Below are 14,889 nucleotides of genomic sequence, written 5' to 3'. Positions count from 1 at the left end.
TTTTTATCCCTTTTCTTTCAGCGGCTTCCTAGCCACCACGCCGAGCGCTTCTTCCACCCGCTTGACTCCGACGAAGCCCGCTTTTCTTAACCGTTCCATCACGCCTCTCTGGAGGTCCTTTCTGCGGTACTTCTTCCCGGGGTTTCCAACGTAATGGAAGAGTCTTCCGCCCGGCTTCAGGATCCTGAAAAGCTCGCGGTAGAACTCCTCCCCGTAGAGGTGGCCGGCTAAAGAAAACCTCGGCGGGTCGTGGATAACAACGTCAAAGGTCTCGTCGTTGAACCTCTTGACGACCTCGAAGGCATCGCCCTGTATAACCTGCACCTTCCCGCCCGTGAACAGCTCCCTGCTCCAGGGATTTATCCTCGCAAGTTCTAGGACGTGAGGGTCCTTCTCGATCGTTATGACGTACGCTCCCCTCCTCGCGGACTCTATCGCGGTGTAGCCGAGTCCCATGCAGGTGTCCAGAACCGTTTCGCCTTCCTTCGGCTTGACGGCGTTCACCTTGTTCCTCGTGTCTTGGAGCGGATTTACCTCCTTCGTCCTGTGCATTCTTATCCCGTTTATCTCTATCGTCGGCGGAATCGTCGGTACGAGCTTGTAGAAACCCTCGTCACTCGCTATGGCTGCCTTGTAAACACCGTTTCGGATGAAGTAAACGCTCCCCTCGTCCCTTGCGATTCTCTCGATCACGTCCCTTCCAACCCGCGTCCTGTCGGGAAACACGAACTCGTCTCCTTCAAGCGTTATGAGCCATGAGCGGTTTGTTTTTCTCAGGTCCAGGTTGAGTCTCGCCCCTCCCTTCGCGAAGAGTAGCCTTCTCGCGTCTCTCGCTGTTAGAAAGTAGAGTTCTTCCATAACTCCCACCGTGCCGTGGTGGGGGACAGGGAATAAAAACCTAACCCACGACCCGCTCAAAAACCCGCTCGAAGTTCTTGAAGGTTATCGCCTCGACCTCCCTCTCGCTGAAGGTTTCGGACAGCCTCTCGACGAGCGCGGGAATCTTGGATTCGTTCTCAAAGCCCTCGACGCTCCTTCCGCTCCAGCCCGGGAGGTAGTAGACGAAGTCGAAGCCGAGGCCGACGTGCCGGTAGCCAGCCAGGTCGACCATGTACGCTATATGCTCCACGTACCGCTCAAGCGTCGCGTGCTCCCTGTGGACGAAGCTTGGAATCGCCACCGCCCCGATGACGCCGTCGCGCTCCGCTATGGCCTTTATCTGCTCGTCAGTGAGGTTTCTCGAGTGGTCGCAGAGCCTTCTAGCGTTGGAGTGGGATGCTACGACCGGAAAAGCGGTAGCGTCCAGGGCGTCCCAGAAGCCTGCCTCGTTTATGTGGCTCAGGTCTATTACGATTCCCAGCTCCTCGGCCTTTCCAACGACGTCCAGGCCGAAGTTGGTGAGCCCCCCGCCGGTTCTCTCAAAGACGCCGTCGCCTATCGCGTTGCGCAGGCTCCAGGTGAGGGTCAAAAGCCTCAGCCCAAGGCGGTAGAACACCTCGAGGAGGTGGATGCTTTCACCTATGGGCTCGCCGCCCTCAAGGGCGAGCCAGAGCGCGACTCTTCCTTCCTCGATGGCCTTCTTCATGCCGTCTACCGTCGTCACGAGTTCGAAGCGCTCGCTCTCCTCGATGTCCCTTCTTAAAGAGTTCAGAACCTCCAGGCCGTAGAGGGTTGCGCTGTTCCTCCTGTCGGGTCGGGTCCAGATGGCCATGACGCGCGCCCCTATCCCCGGGGCGAAGAAACGGTCGAAGTTTTCCTCCAGAACGCGGGTCTTCCCGTTAACCCTCTCATCGTAGACGAAGGTCGGGAGGTCCGAATGGGCGTCGAATATCATATTCCCTCACTGGCCTCCTCTATGGCTATTATCTCCGTCAGCGCCTCGGTCTTTATCCTGGGGTCGGGTATGCTCCTCACGATTTCTCTGGCTTCTTCAAACTCCTTCCTCTTCGCCAGTTCCAGCGCTATTGCCCTGAGCGCATCGCTCCTCTTGCGGACGTCCTTTATCTCCCTCGCGAATTCGAGGGCCCTCTTCAGGCTTCCGAGCTCCGTCAGGAGCCGGGCTATCTTCTGAACGTTCGCCTCGGTGAAGTGCGGGTTCTCGCAGTGCTCGAACGCCTTGTCCACTATGTCCAGGTACTCTATGTTGTTAACCCTCTTCATCCAGAGGGCTACTTCCAGCTCCCCGATGAGCCTCACGACGCCGGCGTATTTCTTCTCTATGAGCGCGAGGGCGTAGTGGTTCCTCCCCTCCAGGAGGGCCTGCCTTATTGGCGGAAGGCCGACGTCGTAGATGGTCTGTGAGAGCTCTATCTTCTTCTCGACGATGGCCGCGCGCTGGTTGACGTGGAGCTTGTCGAATATGTCGAACGCCATCCTGTAGAAGTCGAGGGCCTTGTTTGAGGGGAGCGTGTCTCCGGCCTTCTCGAGGAGCTCTCCTATCCTTATTATGCCGTCCACCTTGAGGTTGTAGCCTATCTCCGCCCCGATTATGGTGTCGAAGGCTATGTTGAACAGTTCGAGGGCCGTCTCGGGGCGGCCGGCGAGGGCCAGGTGGTAGGCCAGCTCCGAGAGAACCACGCCCTTCTCTATCGGGCTCTTTATGCTGTCCGTTTCGTCTATGGCCCTGTTGAAGAAGTCCATCGCGTCCTCTTCGTACTCCATTATCGCGAGGGAGGATGCTATCGTTGAGTAGGCCACCGCCTTGTTGGCGGGGTCTTTGAGTTTCTTGGCTATGTACATGGCGTCCTCTATTATGCTTGGAATCCACTCCTGGGGCCCGCCGTGCTGGTATATGGCAACGGCTATGTCCGTGAGAACCTCTATCTGGTCGAGGGGGTCCTTCAGCTTATGAACCTTGGACAGGGCCTCCTCGTAGTACCTCCTCTCAACTAATAGTTCTATCTCCTCTCGCGTCGTCATACTAACTATTTAATCCGTTCTAAATCCTTATAAACCTTTGTTGGCCACTCTGAGTGAGGAAAGATGTTGACGCTGGCACTTTACAACACCTACGACCCCAAAAAACTCCACGAGGCTCATCTGAGGGCGATAGCCAGGGCCGGGCCGATAGCCTACGCCTATGGCTTCCATCTGGCCCTCGTGGGGTTTCCGTTCGAGGGCAGGCCAGTTGACGTTGCCCGTGAGATAAGCTCCCACACGACCATAGGCGAGGGGGGCAGGTATCTCCTTGAGCTGGCCGAGGGGGACCGCTTTCACCTTCTGGAGTTCCCGAAGAGGGGTTTTCCGCCGCAGTTCGGAATTCCGGTCGCAACTACAAGGAAGCCGGGCGAGGAGAAGGAGGTAACCCCGCTGGAACTCGCCGAAAGGGCCCTTCGAGGCGAGAGTTTTCTCCTCCTCGTTGGCCTCGGGAGGCACGGGCTCCCGAAGGAAATCTTTAAGACCGCCCGCTATCATATGGACATCACGGGAAAGAGGGTGAGCCTTGAAACGTGCACCGCGATAGGCGCGATACCCGCGAGAATAAGCACCCTCATGGAGGCGCTGAAATGGAGGACTCATGGAAAAAGGATTTAGCGTGGATACTGATAGCACTGCTTGCGGTTTTCACCCTTCAGGTGGGCCTCAAGGTGGCCCTTCACACCGACTCGCCCCTCGTGATAGTGGTAAGCGAGTCTATGGAACCGGTGTTCTACCGCGGCGACGTCGTCCTGCTCAAGGGCATAAGTGAGGAGAACATAGACGACGTGCATCTCAACGACGTCATCGTTTACAAGCGCCCCGGTTACGAGTACCCGATAATTCACCGCGTTAGGGAGATAAAGACCGTTGAGCTGGATGGAAAGGTGGAGAAGTGCTTCGTAACGTGGGGGGACAACAACTGGGCACCCGACCCGGATTACCCGACCCCCTATGGGATGATACCCTGCGTTCCGGCTTACGCGGTTGAGGACAAAGCTCTGCTGGTTTTCCCGAAGATCGGCCTCATTCCGTTGATTATAAGGGAACACCTTGGCCTGGGATGATGTGAGGGTAGGTGTCCGAGGTCTCCGATGAGGAGCTAATCGGCCCCTGACCCTACGAAAGACAAGGGGGCTCCGCCCCCTTATCTCTCTGTACTCTCAAACCCCCGGAGTGGGGCTTCGCCCCACAACCCCATTTTTTCTCTAAACTACTGAGGGGCTCCGCCCCCACGCCCTCAAAACTCTACAAAAAGTTGCTTGGCAGAGATGCATCAAAACTGGCACACCTTTTTGTGATTGCTTTATCTGGTGGGCTTAATCTCAACTTGCTCGTTTTAGTTGGGTTTCTTCTTAGGGCCCTTTGGGCGCGTTTTTAGACAACCCCTCACCAACAGGCTTTCATAAACATAACCCCCTTAAACAAATCGCCCACTTGGCGAGGCATGCAACTACCACCTACTCTCTTAGCTACTCAAACTCCTTTGGTCAAGCTTTGCGCGGGCAAAGCTTGCTCAGTGGTGACCGCTCTCCTCATCGTCACCTCGGAAGGGCTTGGGCGTCATCATCGCTGGGCTTAAAAACGCTCACGACCTTTTAACCTTGGTGATGTCATGAGGTTCATCCCGCTCATAGTTGCCAGGCCCGAGGTTCAGATGGCCATAGACGAGGCGATAATGCGCGCCAGAATCGAGGGGAAGGTTCCCGACACGGTTAGACTCTACGCCTTTTCTCCGAGCTCCGTGACGATAGGAAGGTTCCAGAGCGTCGTCCACGATGTGAACCTTGAGGAGGCAAGGAGGCTTGGAATTCCTGTCGTGAGGCGCATAACCGGGGGCGGTTCGGTGTTCCACGACGAGTTTGGGGAGATAACCTACTCTGTGATCGTCGGCGATGACTATCATCCAATGCTCAGGAACGTTGAGACGAGCTACCGCTATCTTGCCGGTCCGCTCGTCGATGCTCTGAAAGAGCTCGGTCTCGAAGCGGGTTTCTCGGGACTTAACGACATCGTTGCCAACGGGAAAAAAATCAGTGGTTCCGCACAGACGAGGAGGAAGGGTGTGATCCTCCAGCACGGCACCTTCATGTACTCCACCCGCGTTGAGATACTCGGGAAGGTTCTGAGGGTTTCCAAGGCAAAGCTGGCCGACAAGGGCGTGTCGAGCATCTGGGAGCGCGTAACGACCCTGGAGCGCGAGGGGGTAAAGCTGAGCCGCTGGGAGGCTTATGAGCTGCTCAGGGACAAGTTCACGGCCGCCTTTGAGCTCGAGGAGGGAGAGCTGACCGATTACGAGCTTGAACTGGCGGAGAAGCTGGTGGAAGAGAAATATGGGAACACAGAATGGAACGAGAGCCGCTGAACTAGGGTAGCCTCCATTTTTCTTCTATTCCGTGTTCCTCGGCCAGCTCGTAGAACAGTTCGTCTTCACCGAGCTCATCCTTCAAAGCCTTGAAGTTCCTTTCCAGCCGTGGAAGTCTTCCCTTTGAGCGCTTCAGCATATCGTTGCCGAGGTCAACTGCGAAGAGGAGGTACTCATCGTCCACCAGAACTTTTCCGTCCTTCCCCAGCGGGGCGGTGAGGTACTCGGTGGCGTTTATCTCGACGAGGTACCGCTTGGAGATCACCTTGAAGGTGGTGTACTTGAAGCCGCTCGCCAGACCAAGCTCGTGGAGCTTCCTCGCCCTCTCCAGGTCTTCGGCGACGATGTGGAATATGGGCGGCTGGCTCTTGAGGAATATGAGGCCTTTCTCGGCGTTTTTGAGTGCTCTCCTGGCCTCCTCGAACTCGATCGGGCGGTGAACCTTTACCAGCCATCTCGAGAGGGGCTTTGCCCCCAGTGCCGGTTCCTCTATTATTCCTATCCTCCCGGAGCAGGAGGAGGTTGTGTAGACGCCGTTGATGGAGTTTATGAGCAGGAGGAGGTCGATTATGTCGGCATCAACCTTTTCCTCTCTCATGGCCGTGAAGAGGCTGGTGAGTGCTTCGCGCTTTGCCTTCATATCTAAACCCCCTATGGCCTTCCGACTGCTTAAATCTCGCCCCAGCTCTTAGTTATGGTATGTAAAAGGTCTCAGCTCCCTCTTTCAGCCCCTTCTGTCGAAAACTTTATAAAGCTAACCCAAAAGGTTTAGCTGGAAATGGCCAGGGTGGTGTAGCCTGGTTAGCACAGGGGACTGTGGATCCCCTAGCCCGGGTTCAAATCCCGGCCCTGGCCCCATCCTCACAAACTTCGCGAAGGCGAAGTTTGATCAAGGTTCGTGATTCTTATCCGAGGTGCTCTTTTGTAGTAATGATTTCCGGATTCAAGGAACTGTTTTTCGGTTGAATGCACTCTTAATGGCCAACTTTAAGTGGGTTTACTCCAACTCGCGCTCCTATGGAGCGCTAAAAAGAACAAACCCTCTTCGAGAGCCAAGTTAGAACCGCATTCCTCTAGAAAACCCTCGGAGTATAAAAATCACAATAATAGGGGAGACATGAGGAAAATCACGAACTTTGATGAGACTTTCCCAAAGTTTTAGTGTTGACGGAAAGAGGGCGTTTTCTTTGGTCAAGCCCTGCGCAGGCCAATCTTGCTGGGGGGCTAACGTCCCCACATCCCAATAACTCCGCTTGCGCGGAGTTTGATCAAATTTTGTAACTTCTTTTTTAAGTTTGACAGAATGAATAACAACCATCAAAAAATTCGAGATTGTTGGTCAAAATGAAAAGTCAAAGCAGGCCTTCAATCAGCCTGTAGTCTTCCTCGGGGATTTCTCTCATCGCCCTGCCCATCAGGTGGCCGCTCCAGCGCTTCTTGTTGGTGATGAAGTTGAGCTTTGGAATGAGGGGCTTGAAGTCGAGCTCGCCGAGCTTTACGGGCTTGATCTTAATTCTCAGCGGGTAAGTCTCGTTAAGGTGCGGCGGGCTCTTGAATATCTTTGTTGAGTCAGTGTAAGGCTCGCTAATGACCTCAAAGATGCCGACGATCTTGGGTTCGAGAACTTCCTTGTTCTTCCGCTCCTTCTTGATGTAGAAGACAAGCTTGTCACCGGGTTTGACTTTGGCGATAGTGTTCTTGTGCCTCCTCGCCACGCCCCAGACGTTCTTCGTTCTGACAACTTCCCAGTTGTCGCGGTTGGTTATGCAGAGCCAGTGAATCATTCATACCACCACTTCAAATCTGTCGTTGATGATATTTAATGTTTGTTAGGTTGATTTATAATTCTCAAAACCATTTAATGAGTGTAGTGATAAGTATTGGAGTTGGAGCATGATTCGGGAGTTTCTTAGCTTCCAGAGATTGTGTTTCAGGATAAAACACTAAAAATGTGAAATTTGAAAATAAAAATAATGGTTACCTTTTATCTTAATGGCCTCTGAAATCTTTCCTCAATAGTGGGGATCCACTCATGTTGTAATGCTGTAATATACTCTCTGCTGGATTCTTCCTTAAGAATTAAGCACAGCCTTTCAAGTTTGGTGGATATGCCTTTTGACAGTTCGTTGAATCTCTCTGTTTCCTCTGTTAGGCCTTTATTGTGATACTCCTCGAACCACTCGTCGAAGGGTATGTCTTCGAGCTTCCGCCCGATTTCATCGATCGGAGCCCTCTCCTTGAGGACGTCACCGAAGTACAGGGAGTAGACTATGGCCTCTCTCAGGTTGTCGAAGAACTCGAAGGCTTCCCTGTATCCCCTGGCCGTTTTTTCGTCCTCGGCCTCGTTCTCCATAATCTTCAGGAAGGTCAGGTACTCCCCGAGCCTTTCCAGAATCCTTTGAGTTTCCCTGTCCGCGAGCACCACCGGCAATCTACGGACTTCGGGCATTGTTATGTTGTTCGATGAAGAGAACCTCTGGAAGAACCAATCGAGTAGGCGGGAGTTCAGGAGGGCGAGTAGGTATTTAGGGGACACTCTATCGTCGTTCAGCACCATAAAATCAATCGCGTGTGTGAGTACGACGTTCCTCGGTACCAATGAGAACTTTAGCCTCGGCACCTGTGCCTTATTGACAACGGCTCTCCACCCGAGCCTCTCTTTCCTTATGTTCTCCCTGACAGAGGGATACTTCTCAACCAGCCTGTTGAAGTCCTTCACCCACCTCGGCTTCGGGCCGTTGGGGTCAAGGTTGACGTAATAGCGGTCGAGGTGGATACCCTTGACGAGAAAGACCTTGGGGTCGTCGGGTTCGTCGCCGAGGAATTCCTTATCCTTCGTCTCGTTGATGTCACCCTGTTTCAGTTCGGCACTAACACTATCCAGTTTTGGGAATCTTGATAGGTGGGCCAGTATCTCCCATTCCTCTTGGGTTCCAACGAGTGGAACCACGTAACTGCTACCGGTAAGTTCTCTGAGGGCCGATTTGCTGACCCTTATCGGAACCAGTGCGTTGAGGTTCCTGATGCCCTCGGGAGTTATTCCCGTGACGAGATCGAAGCTATAATCCCCTGTATCCCCATCTTCGCTTTTTCCATAGACCTTTTGGAGGAGGGTTATCGTCACAGCCTGGGTGACGCCACTTCCTTTGAAGACTCCGGTCTTCTCTGGGAACTCCAACACTTTTCGCACTACACCCTTCTCGAAGAACGTCTTTCTGAGGCCGACGGATGTAGAGTCGTTTAGGAACGGGGCGGGGAATATCATTCCAAGGTACCCACCCTTGGCGAGAAGGTCGTAGGAGCGTTCGAGGAAGACCTTGTATATATTGACCTTTCTGCCTTCATCCTGTAATTTGTATCCCAACACCTTCTTGTCTTTGTACAATATACTTAACAACCTTGCTAGTTTCTTGTTATTGTTGGTCTTGTTTATTTCACCATATGGCGGATTCCCGATGACTATATCAAAACCTCCCTTCTCCATGAATACCTCTGGGAACTCCCAGGGCCAGTGGAACGTTCCTATCTTGGAGAGATCATCCAGGAGTTCCTTAAGATTTTCCATGTTTATTTTGATGTTCTTCTCTTTCAGCGACTCTACTAAACTCTCTGCGAGTTCTTGGTTGAGGTTATCGTTTACTGCGTTGGTCATCTCATCAAGTAGTTTGATTATTTCCTGTGCATATTTGGTGTCCAATGAGACTAGAAGTATTCTCGCTAACTTGCTCTTTAGTCTTAAGAAACGTTTAAAGAGCTCCCTGGTAAGCTGGGTGTTCAGGCTTACTTCCAGCTTTCTCAGTTCATTCACCACGCTCCGGCCATCAGCAAATTCAGGCTCATTCTTGAGTTTTTCCTCTATACGTCCTATGTAATCTTTCGTATCCCCTTGGAGAGACAGATTGACCTTTGAGGATCCAGTCGTAGATGCAGGCTTACTGAAAGTAAGCCATCTATCCAATTTACCTTTCTCTTCCTTTATTAGAAGTGAGTATAGTTCCTCGACCGTGATAAATCCTATTAAACTGTTGCCTGGCCGTATGTTGAAGTGAACGTTGGGGAACCTGATGTACACATCGGTTGGATCGAAGCTTTCCGCCAATGTCAGGAAAAGCCTGGCCCTGGTTAGGCTGACCGCCCTTGGATCAATATCAACTCCGTATATATTGCTGGAGATTATTATGTAAAACATAATCTTCAGCTTGAACTCATCGCCCGCTTTAAGTTCAGTTATGGGAACCTTTACGAGTTCGCCATTTTTGTCAACAGTGGTTATGGCAAACTCTGATTCGTTAAATCCATAGTCAATAACTGCATTCCGTATTTGTTTGTAAATGTCAACCAGTACTTCAATGGCACTCTCAAGAAAATGGCCACTGCCAACCGCGGGGTCTATGATCTTTAGGTTTCTCAGCTCGTTGAACAAGAATATGTACTGCCTCTCTTTCTGGCTTTTGTCTGTTCCATTTCTTTTCCAATCCTCGTTAAAGAAGTCATCCAGTGTATTATATTCGGTTTCAAACTCTTCGTTCAGCTTGTCAATCAAGTAGGGCTTAATGGTGTTCTCTGCGATATATTTAGTTATCTCTTCAGGAGTGTAGTATGCCCCGCGGCCTTTTCTGGCCTCTGGATCAAGGAGTTTCTCGAATATAGCACCTATAACGTACCTGTCAATTTCTCCTTCGGCGCCCTCTGATGTCCAGTCTCTGCTCTCAAAAATCGCAAGTACTGGGACTCCTTCCTCTCCCAGCTCTCTCATTTTTTCTTTTAAATTTTTGGGTTTTTCGGTTACTAGATAATCCAGCCCCTTTTTCAGTCCCTCGGGGGTTGAGAAGTAAAAAGCCTTGTTTGGTATCTTCACCTGATCGAGCTTTTCAATTGACGTTAGAAACGGAGCCGGGCCGGTTATGAATATCCTGCCTAGCTCCGGGCATTCTGCAAATGTGTTCTCATCATTAATGGCACACTCTTCGTCATTGCCCATCATGATCTTGAATAACCTTTTCAGAAACTCAAAATAGGAGTACTTCCCCCGGTCCTTTACTTCGAGGAACTTTTCAATGAGGTACGGTTTTTCACGTCCCTCTGGGAGGAATCCTCTGGACTGGAGGTACCAGACGATCAGAAGCTGAAGCATAAGCTCATCTATGAAGTATCCGATTTCTCTGTCGTCAGTTATACCTGTGATCTCGTGGTTTTTATAGAGGTCATACAGGTAACTTCTGGCGAGTCTAAAGAGCTGGAAGAAGTCCTCTATAATGTCCCTTCTGTCAAATATGGCTTTCCAGACTGTTGGAAAATAGTATTCCGCTATTTCACGGTCCTCGATTAATTTGTTCAATGGAACAACTACGAACTTACTTGGCTTATTTAGAGACCGTGCTAGGCTCTTAAGTTTCTTTTTGAATGCCTCTGTAATCTTGTCAGGAGATTTAATAATTGCATCGGGGTCACGTACTGGTGATGGGCCAATGAATGTTATCCCTCTGTTTGAGAAAACAATGGCATACCTGGGCCGTCCTGGCAAGCTGGTTATGTTTAGTTCTTCCTTTGATGCCAATTGGATATTACCCATGAGCTCACTGTATTCCTCATCAGGATCCACTAAACCTGTAGTTTTACGTCCCTTTTCTAGAAGTGTTCTAAGATAACTAACACAGTCTCGGTGGTCACCTTCACACTTCTTTATTATAAATATATCATCTTTGTCTTCAACGGGATCAATCTCTAGAAGTCTTAAGCGAAACCATATTTCATCTCCGGCGGGGATATCTTTTTCTTTATATTTCATGTACCAGGTTTGCCAAACTTGCTTAACGTTCTCAAGTTGAGGATATCCTATAGCATCAAGTTTGCCTTTAAGGAGCTCGTACTCAAGAAAATCACTCCATCCAAGCTTTTTTTCCCTGCTCATTACCACCACCATCCAACCACCTTATAGTAGATGTGTTTGTCCATAGTGTTAGAGTGAAACTTGCTAAAGTAGCTTATAATTCCCTCTACCAGCTTTGGAAAGTCTGCCAGAACGGTTTTTTTGCCCCTCATTTTGAGTCCTCCAGTTTTTAGAAGGTGTTCACGAAATTCTTTGATCTCTGAAGGGGATAACTCGGCCATTGAAAGGTATGACTTTGCCAGTTGGACTCTATCTGGAGTTATCTCCTTAGTCAATATTGCCTGGACGGTATGTTGCTCGAGAATTCCATGAAGTTCTGCAAGGAAACCTCTAAGAGGAGCGCCTCTAGAATGCTTGGCTAGTAATGTATTCTTGGAATACCTGTGAAGGGCAGTGAGGTGCTTTTCAAGTACGTGTATGCTGGGGGTTACTGTGGGGTGGTTCTCCCGCCACAATTGTTTTAGTACACTGCATCCGTGCTCGGATACTCTATCTTCTTCTACAACAAGAATCTTCTTTCCAGTAATTCTTTTTCCTCTTTTAATCTCAACCATACCAAACAACTTTCCGGTGTTCAGGAATGTATATGCGGGGCGGGCTAGGTGGAGTATAGGCTTTATTTCTTCGAAATCTTTCTTGGTGAGCTCTAGTTCATTTTGAATATAATCAAGTAGCTCAAATTCTTCTACCACGTCCTTAGGAATGCCGCCCTTTATTAATTTGAACTCCTCCGACTGGGAGGTTTCTTCCAGCTGGCTCAGGCTGAGTTCAGCCAAGCTCTTCAATTTTTCTCCGAAAGTTTCGAGGCTTACATCTTCATCCGAGCTTAGTATCTGGAACTCCTTTCCTAAGAGGATTGTTATGTCCTTTATCTTTTCTCTCAACTTGGAAAGAACACCAAGGGTTATCTCTATCTCATCTGCAGGGAAGAAATTCTTCACTATGACTTCTTTCTCATTCCCTATGCGGCTGACTCTACCCACTCTCTGGACTATCACCATCGGATTCCAGGGTAGGTCGTAGTTAATAACAGCATCTGCATCTTGGAGGTTTACGCCCTCACTAAGAGAATCAGTGGAGATTAATATCTCTATCTCTCCATGCGCCTCAGCAACATCCCTGCTATTGTTTGCAATTGGAGCAAAACGTTTTATCATACGTTCTTTCTGTTCAACGTCTAGTTCTCCGGTGACTAAACCGATTTTTAGTCCGCCATCTTGCTGTACTAGGTACTGTAAAACTACTTGGTGGGGTATCCATTGCTTCAGAGCGGCATAGAGATACTTTGCGGTATCCTTGTACTGAGTGAAGATTATATACTTCCTTCTCAGGAATTCGGTTTTGGCGATTTCCTTGAGGCGCTCAAGTTTTGGATCATAGTATGTGTATATCGGGACTTTCTCTGTTTCTTCAGTTATATGATCCAATACCTCTGGCTCATCAGAATTGGGCTTTCTTACCTTCAACTCATCAAGTTTGGAGAGGATGGCTTTCATCACAGTTATATCTGATTTTACCTTGGTAGATACGGTCGTTATTCCCCTAATGAGGACCTGTTCTAGATGCTTTTTATGGATATACTGCAGAAATTCCTCGGTAGTTTTGAACTCTGGAAGCTGGATCTGGGCACCGTTTTCTACAAATGTTGATAACATCTTGAGCTTTGTGTTATAAGTCCCAGTTTCTTCTCCAAGCTCTTCAAGGAGAGATGACTCGATATCCTCCTTTCCAAGTACCTGAAGAAGATCCTCTCCAAGGGAGAGCACATACCTGTCAAATTCAGCGCGGTTATTTTTTGCAACTTTTAGTTTAGGGAGGTACTTTTTGAGAGTGGTATAAACAAGCTGGTTTTTGGTGTACATCTTGTTTAGGGTTCTTTCAAAAGCGAAGATGCTGCTCTCTATCCTTTTTGCCAATAGGAGCTTTAATATTGAGGATAGGGATACCTTGATAAACTCCTCTTCTGCATGGTCGGGGGTAGTTTCCTCTGGGGTACTCCCAAGTACTATGTATCCGCTAGTATAAAGATTAACATACTCAAATTCGAGTTTCTTAAAATATTCGGGAAGCACTCTAAGGAATTCCCAGTATCTCTGATAGGGACCACCGGCTATCTCTTTGTATGTTACTCTTTCTGGTTTTGGATCTTGGAAAATAAGCTCTCTCTCGCCAATTTTTATCTTTCCATCCTTCCCGAACGTCTGGAGAATGTACTTTCTTGTGCGAAGTATCATGACATTATCTAAGACTTCTTCCTTTATCTTTTGAGCAATCCTTTGTAATTGGGCTTCGTATTTCAATGGGTCTTCTTTCCATTTTTTCTTAATTTCCTTGAATTCTGTGAATAACTGGGTAATATTTATTCCTCTGGACTTGAATGCAGAAAAGAAATCATCCGAAAACACACGTATTAAGTTGTAGATATCCCAGATAGTATTGTTCAGTGGAGTTGCTGTAAGCAGTATGAACTTATTCTGATAAGAGGATGACCTACCCTTAAATCTCAATATTCTCGCGTTTCTCCACCGCTTGGTTGCACGGTTTCTTAGTCTATGAGCTTCGTCTATCAGAATGAGGTCGTACTCATAATTGAGTTCCATGTTCATGATGTCCTCTTGAGAGTATGTGCTGAATTTGTCCATTGATAAAAACGCTATTTCTCCGATTCTGCCGTGTGTTTTATGGAAAACTGCATACTTCTTGAACCTGGCTGAGTCTGAAGAGATCTGCTTTAGATAAAATCCTTCGCTCCTCGAAAAGAAGTATTCACCGCTGACAAAGAGATACTCCCATTGGGGAATTAGAGAAGGTGGCAATATCAGAAGCGCTTTCCTTTCCTTTTCAATTCCAAAGCGATTGGGATCCCAATTCGAAAGTTTCCCGCGGATATATTCTTCAATAATAGTTGCCCCGATAAAGCTCTTCCCCAATCCAACTGAGTCGGCTATTATAACACCACTAAACTCTGAGATGATCCGAATAGCATTTACAACACCTATCAGTTGGAATTCGGCTAGGATATCTTTCTTTTCTACTGGCTCGATCATGCCATCAAACCATTTCCAAACGAGAAGTTTGAACAGCTGTTTTGGGGTCACAAATTTCCCAAAATTTTTGCCCATCCTCTTTCCGGTTTCTATTATCTGTAAAATCTCCTCTTGTATATCCTCACTCTCTTCCCAGAGTTCATCAAACCACTTGTCTAACTCGAGTATCGTCTCAACATTCTGGAGCATAATATTCAACTCTTTATTCCGGGTTAACCCTGCACTGGTTAGGTTGGAGGAGCCGACTATGGCGAGAGTTTTACCCGGTTCCTTGAACAGGTAAAGCTTAGAATGGAGTTTTCCTTGAGTATATGCCCTGATTTTCACAATCTCTTCTTTCAAGAGAGTGTAAAGCTTCTCCAAGGTATCTGAGTTGGAGTATTGTGAGACCTCCTCCAGAAGTCGTAGTTTGAATTCTTCTTTTGAAATGTTGAGTTCTGTATCAGGGGAATTACCAATGACTAGCCTCAAGAAGTCTTTAGGGGCTGTGGGGGGTATACCTTCGTCGATTAGGTCCCATCCGCTGAGGTAAAAGTAACCCACAGCAAATTTAGCATTTCGGCTTTCTCTTAGTTCGTTTTTTATATATTCAGCGAGAGGCTTTTTTGTGTTGTCTATTACCTCTATTTTACCTGGGATAGCTCCTCACCACCAGATAACTATATAGGCGA

At 48.8% G+C, this 14,889-nt stretch carries 10 protein-coding genes and 1 tRNA gene; 4 read left to right on the top strand and 7 right to left on the bottom strand.

The features are described from left to right. Positions 1-3 precede the first annotated feature (3 nt). The 3 genes from CDI07_RS08580 to CDI07_RS08570 are packed head-to-tail and all read right to left on the bottom strand — an operon-like array spanning position 4 to position 2,919. Positions 4-858: a methyltransferase domain-containing protein gene (locus CDI07_RS08580; RefSeq protein ID WP_088181223.1), complete on the bottom strand. Its 855-nt coding sequence runs from the start codon at positions 856-858 to the stop codon at positions 4-6. A gap of 40 nt (positions 859-898) precedes the next feature. Next, on the bottom strand, positions 899-1,834 hold the full coding sequence (locus tag CDI07_RS08575; protein WP_088181222.1) for a dipeptidase: 936 nt from the start codon (positions 1,832-1,834) through the stop codon (positions 899-901). Continuing rightward, complete coding sequence (locus tag CDI07_RS08570) at positions 1,831-2,919, bottom strand: hypothetical protein (protein WP_088181221.1); 1,089 nt, start codon at positions 2,917-2,919, stop codon at positions 1,831-1,833. Before CDI07_RS08570 ends, CDI07_RS08575 begins: the two co-directional genes overlap by 4 nt. A 63-nt stretch (positions 2,920-2,982) precedes the next feature. Here CDI07_RS08570 and CDI07_RS08565 point away from each other — a divergent pair, with 63 nt between their 5' ends. The 3 genes from CDI07_RS08565 to CDI07_RS08555 all read left to right on the top strand — a co-directional run bounded on the left by CDI07_RS08565 (position 2,983) and on the right by CDI07_RS08555 (position 5,281). Then, a complete protein-coding gene (locus CDI07_RS08565; protein ID WP_088181220.1) occupies positions 2,983-3,534 on the top strand; it encodes a DUF531 domain-containing protein in 552 nt (183 codons plus the stop codon). Then, a complete protein-coding gene (locus tag CDI07_RS08560) occupies positions 3,507-3,983 on the top strand; it encodes a signal peptidase I (RefSeq protein WP_088181219.1) in 477 nt (158 codons plus the stop codon). The genes CDI07_RS08565 and CDI07_RS08560 overlap by 28 nt, the downstream gene beginning before the upstream one ends. 548 nt (positions 3,984-4,531) lie before the next feature. Beyond that, on the top strand, positions 4,532-5,281 hold the full coding sequence (locus tag CDI07_RS08555; protein ID WP_088181218.1) for a biotin/lipoate A/B protein ligase family protein: 750 nt from the start codon (positions 4,532-4,534) through the stop codon (positions 5,279-5,281). A 1-nt stretch (position 5,282) separates the two neighbouring features. Here the strand turns inward: CDI07_RS08555 and CDI07_RS08550 are convergent, their stop codons facing one another. Next, on the bottom strand, positions 5,283-5,921 hold the full coding sequence (locus CDI07_RS08550; protein ID WP_088181217.1) for a hypothetical protein: 639 nt from the start codon (positions 5,919-5,921) through the stop codon (positions 5,283-5,285). A 141-nt stretch (positions 5,922-6,062) separates the two neighbouring features. Between CDI07_RS08550 and CDI07_RS08545 the strand changes: the two genes are divergently transcribed. After that, a tRNA-His gene (locus CDI07_RS08545) sits at positions 6,063-6,139 on the top strand. Between the two features lie 494 nt (positions 6,140-6,633). Here CDI07_RS08545 and CDI07_RS08540 read toward each other — a convergent pair. From CDI07_RS08540 to CDI07_RS08530, 3 genes are all read right to left on the bottom strand, one after another. Further along, on the bottom strand, positions 6,634-7,065 hold the full coding sequence (locus CDI07_RS08540) for an EVE domain-containing protein (protein ID WP_088181216.1): 432 nt from the start codon (positions 7,063-7,065) through the stop codon (positions 6,634-6,636). A gap of 200 nt (positions 7,066-7,265) precedes the next feature. Then, on the bottom strand, positions 7,266-11,204 hold the full coding sequence (locus CDI07_RS08535; RefSeq protein ID WP_088181215.1) for an Eco57I restriction-modification methylase domain-containing protein: 3,939 nt from the start codon (positions 11,202-11,204) through the stop codon (positions 7,266-7,268). Beyond that, positions 11,192-14,761: a helicase-related protein gene (locus tag CDI07_RS08530; RefSeq protein WP_088181214.1), complete on the bottom strand. Its 3,570-nt coding sequence runs from the start codon at positions 14,759-14,761 to the stop codon at positions 11,192-11,194. The genes CDI07_RS08535 and CDI07_RS08530 overlap by 13 nt, the downstream gene beginning before the upstream one ends. Positions 14,762-14,889: the final 128 nt, after the last annotated feature.

Origin of the sequence: Thermococcus sp. 5-4 (assembly GCF_002197185.1) — an archaeon.
GTDB classification, from domain to species: Archaea; Methanobacteriota_B; Thermococci; order Thermococcales; family Thermococcaceae; genus Thermococcus; species Thermococcus radiotolerans.
The sequence above is the reverse complement of the archived record's forward strand: the minus strand, read 5'-3'. Positions and strand labels throughout refer to the sequence as shown.